This window comes from Paenibacillus periandrae, from assembly GCF_022458865.1.
Lineage (GTDB): Bacteria > Bacillota > Bacilli > Paenibacillales > NBRC-103111 > Paenibacillus_S > Paenibacillus_S periandrae.
Genome location: NZ_JAJNMU010000011.1, coordinates 20,969 through 38,427, shown reverse-complemented (window position 1 = coordinate 38,427; position 17,459 = coordinate 20,969). Strand labels below are relative to the sequence as shown.

Here is a 17,459-nt window from a genome sequence, read left to right as displayed (position 1 = left end):
TTTATGATATCTCGGATAGCTGTTACTTTCCGCTAGCTTGCACGGCGAGCTTCCAAGCCTCTTCACCTAATCTTTTTAATACAAGTGCCTGCTCCCATCGATCCGAGATCTCTGTACGGCCGCCGGATAGATAGGTTCGATTCGTGATCGCATAATCCGGAGGTCCGAGCTCTGGAACGAATGGCAGCAGGTCGCCAGGCTGTGCGTCCTTTAACCAATATCCGATCCCTCGCTGCCACCAGTTGATATAATGTCCTACCATCGGATGTTCTCCATCCGGACCTATATCGACCTGTACCTGCTCACCATTGGACACGCGCGCGTGTATACTGGAGGTGCGCTCCAGCAGGCTCTCAAACAGCTCTGACACCTTGCTTAAAACGGACTCATCGTTGCCGGTAACTTCACCTGCCACTATGTAATGGGACAGATCAATGGTTAATCGTAAATCAGGAATTGCCTTCACATACTCCACGGTGCGATGTAGATCCTGCGTCACACGACCGCGATGGGTTTCAACAAAATAAGGCACCTGCGCAGCACGCCCAGCTTGCACTAACCCATTCAGCAATTCGATCGCAGGCTCCCCGATTACGAAGGAATCCATCACCTGGGAATTCACATACTGTACTCCGAATTGCTTGGCGGCTTTCAATAATTCCGTAATATCCTCAGGTCTGCCTGGAAACGAATGAATACCGAAGCTAAAACGATAATCATCCAGCAATCGGCGCCATAAATCCGCATCCGTTCCCTCTGGCAGACGACCCATAATACCTGTAAAACCGGCTTCTGCAATCTTCTCGAATTTCTCTTCCAGCGTCCATTCCCGTTCACCGTTACCTAATCCGATCATGGCCCACCAGGACTGTTGAATATCCAAGCGCGGCGGGTTTATACTCTGATCACTGGCGAATCGTGTAGCTTTACTCATATTTACACCTCTTTCGTATATTTTAATCGCCTACCTGCTCATTCTTTACAAATGTTAGCATCGATATGGGGAAGCTTGCCTCTTCATCATTGCCCACAAGCGTCCCCCAGCCCATGATCCCATTGACATACTGCAGCCGGAAACGATCATCCGGTTCTCCTTCAATGTCATACAACCCGGGAGAATAATCAGCTGGCTCCAGTGTATAAGCTTTGGCTGTGTAATATTTACGTTCCAACAGTTCCTTCTGACTGGGAAACTCCGCTCGGGATATCGCATCTACAATTTCTTGAAGCTCCTCTTCAAGTTCCAAGGCGCTCATTTGACTAAATAATTTCTTCATCTGCATACTCCCCCTTCCCATATAAGCTGAAGCATTCCATGAGGCGATGCTGATGCAAATCAATCCATTCCTGAACCTTGGCAAATCCGATCAAGTAGGATTGGGGTTCATCAGGGGGATCTATCCCGGCCCAATGCCTTCCAAGAAAATGGATGCACAAAACGACGCTTCTGAGCAAAATAAGCTGCGGCAATGCAGCGATCTCATCCGCACTGAAGCTTCCAGATTGTCCATACCCTTGAATAAAGGCTTCAATAAGCTCCCAGCGATCTCTTTGGTATCGAATGATCTCATTGAGAAAAACAGCCGCATCCATTACCCGCAAATCCATTGTTACAAACTCAAAATCCAATATGCCCGTTACCCCATCGTCATCGGCAAGTACATTGCCAGCAACAAGATCCGAGTGCACTAATTGTACTGGCAAACGACTCCACTCAGGAATCGCCTGCTCAATCCGTTGTATTTCTGTGCTCAGCAGTTTAGCTTCCACTGAAGCTTCACCCGATTCCATGTCTCTCAGCCAATCACTTAGCCTTTCCCGATTGACCAAAGGATGGATTTCATACAGCTCATAATACCGTTCATACGCGGCTTCCAGAGGTATAACCAATCGCGCCATTTCACCAACCAGGTCTCCCAGTGCGCAGCCTATCGACTGAACGTGCACGACATCGGCTAAATCAGCCCTTGAACCATCAATATATTCGAACATCACCGCAAGCTGATTAGATTGTGTGTGCACATAAGTATCCCCAGATGAAGCCACGACTGGCGAGGGTACCCGAAAGGAAAGCTTGCTCTGTTGAAGCGCTTGCAGTACTGCGTGCTCATAACGAACCTTGTCCAGATCCGCGTGGTTCTCATAAATGCGCAGCACATATTTGCGATTCCTATACAGGATAAAGCGGGTTGTATTGTTCACTCCGCTCTCCCCTGTCTCGACCGTCCACACCCCATTGTTAAAATATTGCTGAACGATCGCATCCATGTTGCTAACTTGTGAATTTATCATAAAGACTCCTAATATTGACAAAAAATTTAAAATTTTTCAGCCTATTTTCATATAAATGAGGTATAATTAGGACAGATTGTAAGGGAAGGGAGAACCGTTTATGAAAACTGAAATTTTGTTTCATGACCACAAGATTCCCGTTCGTTTCATCTCCAGTGATCAGAAGGCGATACCCTCATTAATTCAAGCACTTGAACACCGCTGCACACAACCAGAGGAACCATCACTAGCATTGTTAAATCGTATTGATTTGATTGAAATCGTAGGAAACAATGCTTTCTTATACACCTCTATCGAAGAGGAAAGTATTCTACTGCCGCTCAGCTAATGAGCGGCTTTTCTTCTGTTTATGTCCTTGGCACTCCAGATAACCCGGCTGCCACATACTGCTTCTCCACACCGGTTAACCATACCCATGATTTGAACAGTTGACCCTCTGGCTTCACCTGCTCATACAACCCCTTAAGTCCCACAACAGCAGCTTCCATACCGGATTGACCGAACGAACGGAATAAAAACTGTGTACGCTCCTCGTCGCTTTGTAAAGCATACAGGCTATCGAGAAGTCCAGCATTGGATTCATCCAAACGAATCATATCAGACCATACCACCAGTCTGCCATCTGGCTTCAATAGAGATACAAGCAGCCGGTTATAATCGGCCACAAGGCTATTGCGTAGATACATCAAGGCCTCAATGATCTGTCCGACCTCTTGGCTGCTATATTGATCGGCATATCCGGATAGCTGCGTCAAAGCATGAATATAAAATAATTGGGTGTGAACGGATGAGGAAACAACCAATGAAAAGCTTTTTTTCAAATGCGGAAGAGCCTCGTATCTTCTTGCTTCAAAAGAACAATTCTTCACATAAGTCGAAATTTCCGTGGCAGGAGCATGATTAATCAGCATTTCCTCCCAAGTCTCGTAGAAATGAATTTGATCCAGACATGTATAATCCACATTGGTTAGCGATTTAATTTTACCAGAGTAAGTACCCGCGCTTAGCTCCAGCACTTCTTCTATGGAGTTAGCTTCTGTGTCCAGCACCGTCACCTGTGCAAATCGATTCGCCAATTCCGGCAGATCGAGATCACCATGATTACCAGCACCCAGAACAGCAGCTCTATCTTTATTGGAAATCGCATTTACGGCATGCTCCAGCAAATCGCGGACATGATGCCGATGTGTCCCCCATTCACGTCCACCCCAATCAACGGCGCTATCTCCATTATTCGTCAATATACCCTGAATTGGCTGAAAAGGCCGATGAAAATCCTTCATAAATTATCCCCTCTATCTGCTCGTCGTCTTATGGAAATATTATAGCATAATTGCAACTTGCAGTTGTAGGTTATCTTGTTTAACGCAGGATTCAGTGCGGGGAACTAAGGACGTAAATCGCTGTACAAGAGACATTCTAAATTTTTTTCGAAAAAGAAGTTGACATTTCTTTATATCCTTGGTATATTACTAATTGTCGCTAAAACATGACTTGTTAGCTCAGCTGGGAGAGCACTATCTTGACAGGGTAGGGGTCAGTGGTTCGAGCCCACTACAGGTCATACGCTAGAAGCCTTGTGTATCAAGGCTTTTTTGCTTTTCTGAGTAGTTTTATGAGATCAAAATATTGCTAAAATCGGCCTCGTGGTCAAGATTTGGTCAAGAATGCTTTTTTCGGTCAAAGCTCTGTTAAAGTTTGTTGTCTGCAGAAAATAAAGTATTAGACTCGATATCCTTACTATTCGCGGATTTTCGAATCGCCGGATCGTCAGACTTTATAAAATAAGTGTTAGACTCACCATAGAAATTGAAACAGCGACAGCCAAGGACGAGAAAATAAAGTCCTAGACTGTCGCTGTTTCATTGAACTATCGTTCTCCGATAGCATAATCGATGTCCTGAATTCGTTCTCCGCATTCATCAATTTGAACGCTCCCGCCTCCAAATTGCCATCCTCTACTCTCAACAAATTCAATAAAAGCATTTAGGAATTCGTTATGCCCTAGATCCCCCTCAGTAGCATAAACTGTTCCCTCAATATGGATCCCAATTGGCTTTTTCAAACAAATCACTCCTATAAGTTCGTTGGGCAATAGTACCCGATAGCTCAATGGATTATATGTACCTAGACCCTAATAAATCAGGTCATCTCTAGTTTCAATCCCATGTAATTCACAATAAACTCTATATTTATTCAGGACGGTATAAATGTCGTCTTGCCCAATTATTTGATCGTTCTCATCAAAATACTGAAGTGAGCCCCCCAATATAAATAGAGTTACAACTTCTTCGTCTTCAGTTATAAGCGTATGAATGTCACCTGGTGGCTCAAATATAAAGGTTCCCGGTACAGCAACCCATTCTCTCCCTTCATATCTCCACTTACCCTGAATATTATAGCCAATTACTGATCCACCAGTGTGTCTGTGTCTTCCCAATATCTGATTACTCTTAATTTTAAATAAGTAAATCCACGTTCCTGTGTTTAGATCAAAACGTAAAGGTTTGAAATAGCAAGAGTGATTATCAGTGAACGGAACCCAAGGTAGATCTTCAATGTTCACAATACGCTCTGGCAACTGAAACTTCTCTGCGAGTTTTATAACTGATTCTTCAATTAAGGAATTCATTGGAGGCACCTTCATTCAATTTAGTTAAGTTATAATTATTATTCGAAAACAGCCCTAGTTTTCCCTTTATTTCCATCTGTGTCTTCACGTTAATCTGCCCGTTACTTTAATAAACAAAAGAGGAGCTGCAGCGAAGCAAGCCCCTCAACTATAGTGTCCCGTTAGTTCTATTACGTAATGCTTTCTCTACTGCCCAACTTTGATGTTCATGGAATAAGCTCTTAATTGCTTTAGCTGGTTCAATCCATCGCAAATAATGGTCTTCTTCAGTTGGATTACCTGTTTGCTCACCTATATCACATTGATAAAAATGACCTTCACTAAGATAATATTTGAATTCGTTCGTGGAGTAAAAATATCTTCGAGCACACCCAATATAATGACCTACTTGAACCTGTATCCCCATCTCTTCTTGTGCTTCCCTTATTAAACATTCCTCATGAGTTTCATTGTTTTCTATTCCGCCACCTGGAAGAAAATACTTGCCATCAGCTGTTTGAATAACAGCGATTTTATTATTCTCTTTGTTAAACATCAAACAATATGCCGCAGGTCTCCATATGTATTCTTTGCCTTCTTCTTTTACGCCAAAGGTAATGATTGGCACGAATTTTTCCTCCTTAACTTCCCATATTTAATTGAGCAATCCTGCCCGTTAGCTTAACGCCCACGTCTGTCTAATACTTTATTTTCTCAGTCTACAACTATATTTTTCGAGTCTAATACTTTATTTTTCAGTCTAGCACTTTATTTTCTAATGACATTTGTTCCTCAAATAGTACGCCTACGATACTTCCTGCCTAGACTTTTGCTTTTGTAAAATCTGTTCTACTTCATTGTCTATCGCTTTTATGATTATCCATACATAACTTCACCTTCATTTAAAATCGTGCTTTTATAGTTGCTTTTTATCATCAATGATAACCCTCTTTAGGACTGTGCGTTGATAGAGCCTCAAACCTATTTCCAAAATGGTGTACAAATATAATTTTCTTTAACAATAATTAAGGGTTCAGTTCCTAAAGTGTGTGGGACGTTACTTGGCCCAAAAATAATAACACAAATGATGTGAAATGATAGCCAATTGATTAATGGAAAAATATTCAGAAATAATGTAAAATTAACATTAGGTACATTTTCCCATAGAGTTTAGGCCTACGGGGGATAGACACTAATAGTTGTGTTACTATACGGAGGGACTTATGAAATTAGCTGAAGCTTTATTAAATGTAGACTTTGGTGACATTGATGGATTGTATGATGGAAATATAGAAAAATATTTTATTGATGATGGGTATTGGAACAAAATCGTACTAAAGGATACATATTATATAATCGGACGGAAAGGTACTGGAAAATCGGCAATATATAATTGGATTGAGAAGACTGCTCCTGAAAATGACGCAATAGTTTCGAATTTGTCGTTTAGTGCCTTTCCTTTTGAAAAACTTTTAAAATTAGCAGACGATGATTTTGCCCGACCTAATCAATATCAAAGTATTTGGAGAAATATTATACTAACAGAGTTGGCATCTTTAATAGTAAAAGACGCGAAAAGTATTAAAAACGACCAGTATAATGAGCTACAACAATACATCCAATTTCTTTTTGGTGAGGATTTAATTGATTTACATAAACAAATAACAACAATCGCTCAGAAAGATGCAGGTGGAATTAAATTAAGTACTGGATCGCTATCATATGAAGAGAGTATAGCTAGAAACCTGCAACTTAACCAATTTGATAATATTACAGTAATTAATAGACGGTTGGAAAATGTCATTGCTAATTACTTATTACATTATGAAGAAGAAACTAGATTCTTAGTACAATTTGACCAACTTGATGATAATTATACACAGTATCAAAAGTACGACGAATATTACCAGTCTATTATAAGTTTATTTAAAGTAATTTATGATATAAATCAGAAATTTAAGGCGAGAAATATTAATGCAAAAGTTATAGGATATTTAAGGTCTGACATTTTTTATTCAATTGATGAATTTGATGCTGAAAGCGCAAGATGGGATACTCACAAGTTTAACTTAAATTGGTCAATTGTGAATAAAGATGACTGGAGTAATCCAGCGTTGCTTAAGGTTGTTAATAAAAGAATTTCTACATCAGAGGGTCTTCAAAATTCTGAGTTTAAGGATATTTTTAATAATGATATTATAAGATACAGTACCAATGATGATTCAAATGACTTATTCAAACATTTTATTCATCGTACATTTCATAGACCCAGAGATATTATACAATATTGTATAAAAGTACAGGAAGAGGTTCAAAATACAGGAAGATTTTATAGAGGTACTATAAATAATTCGGAAAAGGAATACTCTCTTTGGCTATTATCTGAACTGACCAATGAAATTACGGTAAAAATACCCGCAATTAAAACTCTTTTTGAATTTTTAAGATTATTAGGCTCTAGAGCTTTTAATTTGAGCACTTTTAAATTGCAATACAAAACTTATGAAAGTAGAATTGGTATAGAAAGTGAGGAATTATTGAGGTTTTTATATAAACTTGCCATTATTCACAATGTAAATTTTGTTAAAGGTAGATATACCGAGTATTTTTCGATTATTAGAAATGATAAATCAACTTTCAATCGTGATTTAAAGATACAAATTCATCCAGGATTTTGGAAGGGACTACATACGTCAAATTATGTATCCAGGAAGTAATTACAATAATATTGTTGGCAAACAGGCGTTGCGTTAAGGAATCAATTTAAAAACTAAGGGGCTTGACGCGGCAAGCTCCTTTGATTGCGTTAAATTGCCTGTTAGTTCAATATGCAAAATCAAAAAGTTTAATAGAACTCTGTCAAAAATAAAGGCTCACTCGAATATTGGATGAGTGAGCTTCTACATTTTTCATTTTAAAATCATGTGAGTATGAGATCTTTAAGCATTCGAAATTAGCTTTGTGGTCAAGATTTGGTCAAGAATGCTTTTTTCGGTCAAAAATAAAAACTCACTCGTTATTAGAAAAGTGAGCTTCACTACATTTTTCGTTCAACATCCCGAATGTATGAGTCCGTTTCAATAGATTTGACGGAGAGCATTTCAATAATACGATCTTGCCTATCTTGACCTTGCATCAGTTCTTTAACACTTCCTTTAACCTCTTGTATATCTCCCTCCACTGTCTTCAGCCTGCTATTATTTTCCCCAACCATTTTGATGAGCGTTCCCTGCATTTCTTCCACACGGTTTAGCTGATTGTTCTCCATGCTTGCAGTCTCCTTTATCTTTGTTTTGAATCTAGCGTATATGACAAGGCTTTGCTTGTAAACTCATTGTTAGTCTTCCTGTTCATTGTCGAACAGCATTTTTCCAAACTTTTCGGCAGTCTCCTTTTGCATACTTGGCAGCAAATGACTATAAGTATCGAGAGTCAGCCGGACTGTAGCATGACCTAAACGTTCAGATACGATTTTTGGATTAACTCCCTGTAGAAGTAACAGGGTAGCATGAGTATGTCTCATGGAATGGAATTTTATTTTTTTAACGTCTGCCCGTTTAATTGCTGAACTGAATACTCTGCGTATATTGCTTTTATTCGTTGGTGTCCCTAACTGTGTGCAGACCACCAAATCCATATCACCGTATGTGCCCGGCTCAGCTTTCATTTTTTCCTGTTCCAACATTCGTTTATGCTTGCTCAAACGTTTCATCGTTTCCTCCGGCAAATCGACTGATCTTGTCCCTGATTTTGTCTTAGTATAGGGTAAGATTTCCTTACCGTCACTGCTGAGAGTTTGGGTAATTCGGATGCAGTTGTTGTCAAAATCAACATCTTGCCAGCGAAGCCCTAAAATTTCCCCTTGACGTGCTCCAGAAGTCAAAGCAATCAAAAAGGCAATGTAATATCTGTTGCCGTTGTCCGCCTGCTTAAGAAACTTTTTAACCTCATTCACATCCCAAACGATTACTTCTTTTCTAGTGGCTTTAGGACGGTCTACAAGGGCTGCGGGGTTTTTGGATATAAGCTCCCATCGTTCTGCTTTCTTCAAAGAATCATTGATTAGAGTGTGTATTTTCTGAATGTTTTCATCGGTTAGCTTCCCGTCCTTGGTTAATTTATTATAGAAATTCTGGATAGCCATCGGTGTTAGCTTGGTTAACTCGATATCTCCCAACGCAGGCAAAACATGACCAACAATCAGCCATTTGTAAGTTGCCAAAGTTTGTTTTTTCACCATTGTTAATTTATCTTCAAGCCAATGGTTAATCATATACTCTCTGTAAAGCATCTTATTAGGCTTCTGGTACGTTCCCGTTGTCAAAGAGTGCTCCAAGTCATTGAGCGCCTTTTGAGCGTCCTGCTTTGTTTTAAAGCCTCGCTTTTTGTGTTGTTGCGGTTTACCGTTTTCTTTCTTGCCATGCGTTAAAATAAAGTACCATGCTTTCCCGTCTTTCTTTACAGTTCTTCCTGCCATAAACGTTCACTCCATCCTGATTTGAATTTTAATTCTAATTGGATGTAGTAAGTGCAATTAGTTTTTATTTTTATCGGTGCAAACTGCTTCATTAAGCAATGCATCCCTTTCTGTCCGTAGTTTTGCTATTTCTGATAAAATCGTGTGCTTACGTTCAACCGAAGTTTTGTGATTCAAATACTCAAGTGCAAGCTTGACGTGACGAGCGGCACTAGCTACTAATTGCTCACTGCAACATTCATTTTCTGGTAACATCCAAAGTCGTTTGTTCATAGGCTCTATTGCTCTCCTTCGATTTGTAATACCGACAAAAACAAATAAGCTGCGACAGAGTAGACCGCAGCTTATTTCATATTTTTCAATTATTCTTCGGATGGTTTCTTAATCACGCTCCGCGTTCATTTTAGCTTGTGAGAGTACAAAATCCTTTAATGCAGCTTTCGGTATTCGATAGCCTTTCATCTTGAACGATTTTATCTTTTTGCTCCGAAGTAGTTCATATATCTTAGAACGACCAAGATTCAAGGCTTCCATTACATCTTCGACTGTCATCAAGTCATCATACTGTGCAAACATATTCTCATCCCCTTCATTTGAATGTGTCCTGACCAAAGTAATAATATATATTTGATTCTGTTCGGAATTCCGTCAATCATATGTCGTTTAATGTAGTTTATTATTATTGATTATCGTTGGTTAGGCTCGGTTAGCGTTACATGAGATTACAAAAAAATAAAATACCTTTTAAAAAATCTGATTTTATGATAATTTGTCATTATAATCAATCATATAATCAGATTATTTTAAATATAGGAAGGAGTTTCATTTGATGAATTGTAACGAATTCGAAGTTTCGGTAGTTGAAATCTTGAAAAGTTTCTCGCAAATAATTGAAGATACAGGATTTGGAATCAATGAAAAGGGAGAGCTTTGTAAGTCTGAGAACCAAAAGCTGAAACCTTTGTGCAATTTTATTTTCAGGCCCGTAGAGATAATTTTGAAGGTTAATGCAAAAGGAACTGTTGAGGAGTATAAGTATGTTTTTGATGGTATTTTTAATAATGAAAAGAGATTAAATAGAGTAGATATTTTAGCCACTGACTTGAATGATCGAAAATGGATAAAAAATAGCTGGACATTTTGTAGAGTTTATTCGAACGAGCGGCAAAATTACTCTTTGATTCAGGAGTATATATATCAATCTTCGAAAAATTTACCTAAAAGAATAGAGTACGGTACAATCGGGTGGCATCGCTTTGAAAACGAATGGTTCTTTTTACATAGCGGCGGAATTATAGGCGATATAAAAAATAATATTAGTACCACTAACACGGAATTTGTTTTTAAACAGGATGATGCTTTAAGTGCTAAAGAATCGTTTTTGGAGAGCCTGAATATGCTTGATATCTGCAATCATAAACTATCTTATTCTTTATTTAGTTTTCTTCTGACTTCAATCATCACAACTCCATTATTGGACTCAAAAGAACTAGCACCAAATTATCTGTTATGGATAGTGGGACAAACTGGCTATGGCAAAACAACTTTTTCGACATTCTTTACTAATATTTTTGAAAAAACTAATTTGGCTCGACCTGATGCTCATAAGACGAAAACTATATTGCCGGGAATTAAAGAACACAAAGATTGCGTTTTTGTGATTGATGATTTTGGCACATCAAAAACAAAACAAAATGAATATAGCGTCATCAATAAAATTGAAGATATTATTCGGAATCTAACTGACAGACAAGTATCAAGTAGCAATATCTCAGATGGAATGGTCTTGATTACAGGAGAAAAATTTCTTGATACGCATAATAAAAACGAATCATCTAAGAAACGCATTATGAGAGTAAAGATGGACAATTTGTTTAATCGGGAAGACAAGAGGACATACGATGCTAAAAAGGCAGAGAGGTATGAAAAATATAAAGATCAGCGATATCTGCCAACGAGCATTACACATTATTTGCAATGGCTTTGTGAGAAGTTAAATTCGAGTTTTATTGCTGACTACAAAAAAGATTTTGAGGCTCTGAGAAAAGAACTTGGAGAAAAATACAATGCCCACGGACGTTACATAGATAGCTTCGCACATCAGAACATTGCCTTTAATTTTTATATGTCATACGGTAAGGAACGGGAATTTCTCACTCCTGAAGATTTTGTTAATAAATGCAACTATGCAAAGCAAATATTTGGGGAGTTGCTTGAAGATCAGGATAAAACAATATTCGATCCCCAAGTAGAACTCTTCTTGCAGTCGCTGAAAGAGTTAATCCATGAAGAAAAAATCATTGTGAGATTTAATGAGTCAAGTTTAAATTTTGATCGAAGAGTCTATGGCGTAGTTAATATGGAAAAGGAACAAGAAGTCTTGAAACTCGACTGGGATACTGTGTACAGCCTTGTTTCCGAGCATGTTGCTAAGTTTCAGAAAGGTCAAGAGTTGGTTGGTAATAAAATATTAGCAAAGTTACTGGATGAGTATAATCTAATTTGTTTTAATGAAAACGTTACGACAACCCCTTTTTGGAATACGAATCAAAGAAAATTAGAACGTGAACGGTGCAGAGTGATTAACTTTAAAACAAGCATGATTCCTGATGTTATGGTGGCGATACCAGAAAATAAAAAATCAGCGAATAATATATTTTCGACTTTATCAGGGGAGCATTATAAAAAGAAGAAAAAGGAGTAGTTACTAATAAATATATATATACTTTAATAATTATGTATCTTATTTTTACTCTATAAGTAAGAGTCTTCTACTAATAATGTAATATCCATAAAAAACAAAAATGCGGTTAACAAAAAACTAAAAGATCATATTCATGATTGGAGGTTTTTTGTTAAATGCTGCATACTGTTCATATGTTTTGTGAGATCGACTATTTCTATTATGAGGCCTTGTTTAATTCTTTGAAAAAATTATCAAAATCTAATGGTGCTAAATTCTACAAAGAAAAAGATGGAACTTATCATTGTCACTTGCTGCAAAAAAACGGACTTATCCTTATATTAAGACAAGTTAAATCATCCTACTATAGTGGATTAGAAATAATAATGAATCCTATCAGGCTTTTATATGGGAACGAAAATGATGCTTACTTTCTATTAGCTGATATGAAACATTACAGAGCCATCTGCAAAGCATTCGTAAAATTATTCAAACCAATAAAGCAGGAATTCGAACGTATAAAAGGTAATAAACACCACAAGTTTAAGCTGCATATGCTGAACTCTTACAGCTTTAAAAGAGTAGATTTTGCAGTCAATATCTACACCGAACATATTAAGTTCTATATGGAATTAATTAAACGTGCAAATATTCCTGATGACTTTCATCTATTTGTAAAGGATGACCCAGCAAGCAAGCGAAAAAAACCGCCTAAAGATAGTTTCTATATATTTAAAAAAGACAAGAAAGGAAAAGCAACATTGACGATTAACTGCTATAACAAAGGTAAGCAGTTAAAAGATGAACAATTACCTTGTGATGATGAAGAACTTGCGAAATCTACGATTAGGTTTGAAGTTCAATGTCGCTATACCAAGGTTTACAATCTCCTCAAAGTCAACGACTCAAACGAACCAGATTTTTGGAAGTTATTAAAAAAACAATTATCTGATAATATACTTCATTATTACTTCAATAGAACGATAGGATATGGCGATTATGTCCCCTTTCCAAAGGCTAGGGAAATAATCCGCAGCAAACGAATGAAGCAAGAAAAGAAAGATGCATTAATTGGAACGTTGGAATTAGTCAATAAGAAGAGAGGTATCTGGAAGGCGAGAGAAACTGTTTCCGATAAAAAAAAATTTGATAAGCACATCAAAGAACTTCATCAGCTTGGGGTAAATCCTGTAACTATACCACTTGATTGGAAAATTGGTTATTTGCCTTGCCTTTTTGATCTAATGCAATATGAATAAGAAGGAAAGGCGCTTTATCGAATTAAGTTCCTTTCAAAATTTTTAAGTAAAAAAAAGAATGAGAGAATCCTCTCATTCTTTCTTAATTATAAAGTTCGTCTAACATTTTTTTAACAAACTCATCATCTTCATAAGCACCAAGATAACCCTGGATATACTCCTCATGAGGTATAGGATATACAAGTTCTTTATCTGGTACTATAACAGGAAGCTCGACATAATTTGATTCAGTTTGACCCTGTAAATGCACAGTGATCTTATTCATAGCTGTACCAACAAGAAATCCAGAAATACTATATTCAGCATTTAACAAAAACTTATCTTTTGTTTGAGTTGAGTAAACTGATATTAAACGATTATTTGCATTACTTGAACCACTAACATTTAAAATTAGTATAGATCTAATACCATCAGCATACAAAGTTGTTTTATTTTTAGTATCAAAATCTTTTGTAATAGAAGAAATTTCAGTTACTTTGCCTGCAATGCTAATAATTTTTCCATAATAATTACTAGGATTCTTTGTAAGCTTATCAAATTGTTCAGCATACGTATATTCAGAAAATTTATATTCATTATCTGTAAGAAGTTTCACAGCATAATTAATATTATTATTGGACGTAATATCATTATTTTCTTTATTCCAGCCTATGGGCTTTTCTTTCTTCTCTTCTATCTTTGGCGTTTCTGTAGGTTTTGCTTCCGGTGTATTAGTGGGTTGTACAGAATTATCTTGCTTTGCTTCTTCTTTAGGTTTAGCCGTCTTTTCTACTTTTTCATTAGTAGCATCTGTGTCCTGAGCAATAGAGTCTAATTTTCCTGAAATATCTACACCTTTCTCTCGAATATTATTACCAACTCTCTTACCGGATTCTGACATTTTGTTTTTCATAGACTCAGACCATTGAACCATATCTTCACCACAACCAGAGAGCATGACCATAATCAAAACTATAATGTTAAATATGTAAACCCTTTTCATTTTTTTTACATTCTCCTCATTCTTTTTCCTTAAGTTTTTTATTGACATAATTAATTCGTCTTATGATAGATGGATGTGTCGAGAAAATATCAAGAAACCTTTCAGGACCGATGAAATTCATTGTTGCAGTCTGTGGATGAATTGTCGGTTGAAAATTTCCTCTTAGGAATTCCAAGCAGTTGATCATTGAATCTTTACCAACAAGTTTTGCAGATAATAGATCAGCTCTAAATTCACGTCTTCTGGAATGTGCAAGAACGATAAGTCTAGTAATGCTAAAGATTATAAAATCCAAAATAAGCGTCATAATAAATGAAAGAATTGCACCTATCCATGCATAGTCAACATTACTAAAAAACCAATTTGCAAGCCAAATAAGAACACGAATAGGAAGTGAAAATACAAATAAAAGAGAAGATACAAATCCTTGAATAAGAACAGATGCAGTCATATCACCATTTGCAATATGGGCAAGTTCATGACCAATTGTAGCAACAATTGATTCGTCAGTTTCTTCTTCCATGGATTTCGATGTAAATGAAATTAACCCTTTATTTCTGGATGGACCAGTTGCAAATGCATTAATACATTCATCATAATGTACACCAAGCTGAGGAACCTTTTTAATCTTTAATTTCTTACACAATAAAACAGTGATTGTATTAATTTTTTCTTCTCTTTCACTTTTCGATAAGTTTACACCATCAATGACTCCGAACAATCGAATATTCAGTTGTTTCTTGATTCGAATTCTCGAAGTCCAGAGAAATATAATAGAACAGATAAGCTGAAATGCAATAATTGCTGGTAGAAATGCAACAGCAGCACCAAATGTAATCGCTGAAACTGTTGCAAGCATGATGATTGCAATCCACATTAATGTATGAATAAAACGAATACGGCCTTTTCCATGTTTCACAGTTATGCCATCAGCAACATCTTGTTCAAGCTTGTTGATGAAAAAGTCAAAGTCTCTCATTGTTATCCTTTCCTTCGACTTTATTATATTACGATGACTGTAGCCGCTGTCGATTACTAGCTTCACATTGTGTAACATTCATCAAATGAAAGGGAGGCTGCTCTAATAACAGACAGCCCCTTGATTATTTCAATTATTCCAGCATAATCAACTCTATGGATATGATATCCGTTTTGTTAATTAATAAGCTCAACAGTCTGCGTTGTTCCGTCCCAAGTTAATTGCAGCCCAAGATTGTCACCAATGAAACGCAGCGGCAACATCGTGCGTTCGTTAATTATCACCGGGGCAACATCCAGCGCCTTCTCAGTTCCGTTAACGATAGCCGCATTTTTACCGATCCATAATTCGATTTTCTTGTCGTTCAGATTGATAGTCAGTTTCTGCTCGTCACTGTCAAATGCTAGCTGTCCGCCCAATTCTTCAATCAACGACCGCACAGGCAATACCGTCCTGCCTTGATAAATGACAGGTGTCGTCCCTTTCCCCGGATCGATCTCCTTGCTCTCGCCATTTACTTTCATGATCGGATTGCCAACCTGCAAGACGATTTGTTTCTCCCTTGACGTGGAGGACGCTTCATTGGATGGCCGAGATTCCATTTTGTTGGCATAAACCGCCTTGACGATGTAGTAATATTGACGGTTGCTGTCCCCGTTCTCATCAACATAACTGGTTGTTTGCAATGGAAAATCGGTTAATGGGATGTCGCCATAACTTCCATCCGCAGTACGCCGATAAAAATTATAACCGACAAATTCCTTCGTTTTACTAACACCGGTCCATGTTAATTTTACATGCCCATCGGTTACTGTAGCGATTAATTTGGTGGGATACTCGGCAACGACAACAGGAATCGTTCTCTTAAAACCGCCGTATTCCACAGTCAGTTCAGTAGAGCCATTGGCTAACCCATATAAAACATTCTCTTTTACTTCTGCCATATAAAAATCTTTCACTGTCCATTTAACAGCGTCAGCGTCCAGATTCTTGCTTGTTCCATCCGAATAGATGCCTGTTACTTTCAAGGCTTGCGATTCGTTGAGACCTAACGCAATCGATTCTGGTTCGACTCGAATCCCTGTCAAGCGAACTGATAAGCTTGAAGCGTCAAGTACGATTAGACCTTTAGAATTGTACGAATCGTCTCGGGTGATGAAATATTTGCCATCAGGAGTCAAGAAAGCCAGTTTAGGATCGATTTTCTGATCGGAGTTTTTCACTTTCAAAACATATGATGTTTTAAATTTGTCTTCGATAGGATATGCGTGGTTTCCGATGACGGCCAACGCGCTGTCCTTGGTGAAGGAAATGTTCCCGATTAAATCGAGAGCGGCGACTTGTTCGTAATTTTTTTCAGCATCATAAACGAGAGTGCCGCAATTTCCACCCGATGAGACGATGAAATATTTGCCGTCGGGAGAGTAGTTCATATCAAAAATCTCACAACTCCCCCCCAAGGACTTGATGATTTCTCCTGTACTGGTATTTCTGATTTGTAATTTATTACCCAAACCGGTTACCGCGAATTCGTTCCGTACCGGATGGACTCGGATAAGTGCAGACATGTCTTTCGGGATATCATACACTTCCTTACGCGAAGCAATGTCGATAATACTGACCCGATCGCCTAACCCGGCTATGAGGAATTTCCCATCACGAGAAAACCGAATGGAATCAATAGAAACAGAAGTTGAAGTTTTAATTGTATTTGATATTGTGCCAGACTGACTGTCAAGCAGCATTATAGGTTCCATTGAATTCCATCTACTTGCGATAGCCAGCAGTTTCCCGTCAGGACTGAACGCCGCATCATGTAGGTAACTCGAATTCAGTTCTTTAATATCCTTATTTCTGCCACTGTCGAGATGCCAAATATACGAATTATATGGGCCGCCGCTGAAAAGCAATTTACCATCTGGACTTACCGCGAACTTTGACCATTGGTCCATGTCCACTGACAGCGTATTAAACAGTGGAAGTTCTGTTTCTCCTTCGGCAGAAACGTACAAAGGTAGTAAACCAATCAATATGGTCAGAATGACGATACATGAATATAATTTGTTGATAGTCTTCATAACAAACTCATCTCCTATAACGAATTTTAAGAATGCAAACGGATGTCCGGTTATGTGTAAGTCAGAAGCAACAATTACGACAAGGGATAGCGTTCAAG

Annotated in this window: 18 protein-coding genes and 1 tRNA gene; 5 read left to right on the top strand and 14 right to left on the bottom strand. The window is 37.8% G+C overall.

The features are described from left to right. Window positions 1-22 precede the first annotated feature (22 nt). From LRL21_RS19075 to LRL21_RS19065, 3 genes are read right to left on the bottom strand one after another with little or no spacing between them, the layout of a single operon-like run. Window positions 23-934: a sugar phosphate isomerase/epimerase family protein gene (locus LRL21_RS19075; RefSeq protein WP_240417399.1), complete on the bottom strand. Its 912-nt coding sequence runs from the start codon at window positions 932-934 to the stop codon at window positions 23-25. A gap of 22 nt (window positions 935-956) precedes the next feature. Beyond that, the gene (locus tag LRL21_RS19070) at window positions 957-1,277 is read right to left on the bottom strand and encodes a DUF1811 family protein (RefSeq protein ID WP_240417398.1); all 321 of its coding nucleotides are present in this window, start codon (window positions 1,275-1,277) and stop codon (window positions 957-959) included. Next, window positions 1,261-2,292 (bottom strand): phosphotransferase, encoded by a 1,032-nt coding sequence (locus LRL21_RS19065; RefSeq protein ID WP_240417397.1) that lies wholly within the window; start codon window positions 2,290-2,292, stop codon window positions 1,261-1,263. The genes LRL21_RS19070 and LRL21_RS19065 overlap by 17 nt, the downstream gene beginning before the upstream one ends. A gap of 100 nt (window positions 2,293-2,392) precedes the next feature. Between LRL21_RS19065 and LRL21_RS19060 the strand changes: the two genes are divergently transcribed. Further along, window positions 2,393-2,620 (top strand): hypothetical protein, encoded by a 228-nt coding sequence (locus LRL21_RS19060; protein ID WP_240417395.1) that lies wholly within the window; start codon window positions 2,393-2,395, stop codon window positions 2,618-2,620. A 19-nt stretch (window positions 2,621-2,639) separates the two neighbouring features. Here LRL21_RS19060 and LRL21_RS19055 read toward each other — a convergent pair whose 3' ends face one another. Further along, window positions 2,640-3,575, bottom strand: coding sequence for a hypothetical protein (locus LRL21_RS19055; RefSeq protein ID WP_240417394.1), 936 nt, complete (start codon window positions 3,573-3,575; stop codon window positions 2,640-2,642). A gap of 208 nt (window positions 3,576-3,783) precedes the next feature. On the opposite strand from LRL21_RS19055, the gene LRL21_RS19050 reads away from it, so the two are divergent. After that, window positions 3,784-3,856, top strand: a tRNA-Val gene (locus LRL21_RS19050). 306 nt (window positions 3,857-4,162) lie between these two features. On the opposite strand, the gene LRL21_RS19045 is transcribed toward LRL21_RS19050, so the two are convergent. From LRL21_RS19045 to LRL21_RS19035, 3 genes are all read right to left on the bottom strand, one after another. Then, on the bottom strand, window positions 4,163-4,357 hold the full coding sequence (locus tag LRL21_RS19045) for a hypothetical protein (RefSeq protein ID WP_240417392.1): 195 nt from the start codon (window positions 4,355-4,357) through the stop codon (window positions 4,163-4,165). A 69-nt stretch (window positions 4,358-4,426) separates the two neighbouring features. After that, window positions 4,427-4,924 carry a 2,4'-dihydroxyacetophenone dioxygenase family protein gene (locus LRL21_RS19040; protein WP_240417391.1) on the bottom strand — a complete coding sequence of 166 codons (498 nt, stop codon included), beginning with the start codon at window positions 4,922-4,924 and terminating at the stop codon, window positions 4,427-4,429. 148 nt (window positions 4,925-5,072) lie between these two features. Next, window positions 5,073-5,531: an NUDIX hydrolase gene (locus LRL21_RS19035; RefSeq protein ID WP_240417390.1), complete on the bottom strand. Its 459-nt coding sequence runs from the start codon at window positions 5,529-5,531 to the stop codon at window positions 5,073-5,075. Between the two features lie 595 nt (window positions 5,532-6,126). Between LRL21_RS19035 and LRL21_RS19030 the strand changes: the two genes are divergently transcribed. Next, window positions 6,127-7,620 (top strand): P-loop ATPase, Sll1717 family, encoded by a 1,494-nt coding sequence (locus LRL21_RS19030; protein WP_240417389.1) that lies wholly within the window; start codon window positions 6,127-6,129, stop codon window positions 7,618-7,620. 320 nt (window positions 7,621-7,940) lie between these two features. Here the strand turns inward: LRL21_RS19030 and LRL21_RS19025 are convergent, their stop codons facing one another. From LRL21_RS19025 to LRL21_RS19010, 4 genes are all read right to left on the bottom strand, one after another. Continuing rightward, window positions 7,941-8,171, bottom strand: coding sequence for a hypothetical protein (locus tag LRL21_RS19025; RefSeq protein ID WP_240417388.1), 231 nt, complete (start codon window positions 8,169-8,171; stop codon window positions 7,941-7,943). Window positions 8,172-8,240: 69 nt separating this feature from the next. Next, on the bottom strand, window positions 8,241-9,380 hold the full coding sequence (locus LRL21_RS19020) for a site-specific integrase (protein WP_240417387.1): 1,140 nt from the start codon (window positions 9,378-9,380) through the stop codon (window positions 8,241-8,243). A gap of 57 nt (window positions 9,381-9,437) precedes the next feature. Then, complete coding sequence (locus LRL21_RS19015) at window positions 9,438-9,653, bottom strand: hypothetical protein (protein WP_240417386.1); 216 nt, start codon at window positions 9,651-9,653, stop codon at window positions 9,438-9,440. Window positions 9,654-9,761: 108 nt separating this feature from the next. Continuing rightward, on the bottom strand, window positions 9,762-9,956 hold the full coding sequence (locus LRL21_RS19010; protein WP_240417385.1) for a helix-turn-helix domain-containing protein: 195 nt from the start codon (window positions 9,954-9,956) through the stop codon (window positions 9,762-9,764). Window positions 9,957-10,209: 253 nt separating this feature from the next. Between LRL21_RS19010 and LRL21_RS19005 the strand changes: the two genes are divergently transcribed. Continuing rightward, window positions 10,210-12,084 (top strand): hypothetical protein, encoded by a 1,875-nt coding sequence (locus tag LRL21_RS19005; RefSeq protein WP_240417384.1) that lies wholly within the window; start codon window positions 10,210-10,212, stop codon window positions 12,082-12,084. Between the two features lie 155 nt (window positions 12,085-12,239). After that, window positions 12,240-13,322, top strand: a complete 1,083-nt coding sequence (locus LRL21_RS19000; RefSeq protein ID WP_240417383.1) for a hypothetical protein — start codon at window positions 12,240-12,242, stop codon at window positions 13,320-13,322. Between the two features lie 82 nt (window positions 13,323-13,404). On the opposite strand, the gene LRL21_RS18995 is transcribed toward LRL21_RS19000, so the two are convergent. The 3 genes from LRL21_RS18995 to LRL21_RS18985 form a co-directional block, all read right to left on the bottom strand. Continuing rightward, the gene (locus LRL21_RS18995; RefSeq protein WP_240417382.1) at window positions 13,405-14,304 is read right to left on the bottom strand and encodes a hypothetical protein; all 900 of its coding nucleotides are present in this window, start codon (window positions 14,302-14,304) and stop codon (window positions 13,405-13,407) included. A gap of 16 nt (window positions 14,305-14,320) precedes the next feature. Further along, entirely contained in the window at window positions 14,321-15,283 is a 963-nt protein-coding gene (locus LRL21_RS18990; RefSeq protein ID WP_240417381.1) for a M48 family metalloprotease, read from the bottom strand. 176 nt (window positions 15,284-15,459) lie between these two features. Continuing rightward, window positions 15,460-17,361 carry a stalk domain-containing protein gene (locus LRL21_RS18985; protein WP_240417380.1) on the bottom strand — a complete coding sequence of 634 codons (1,902 nt, stop codon included), beginning with the start codon at window positions 17,359-17,361 and terminating at the stop codon, window positions 15,460-15,462. Between the last annotated feature and the right edge of the window lie 98 nt (window positions 17,362-17,459).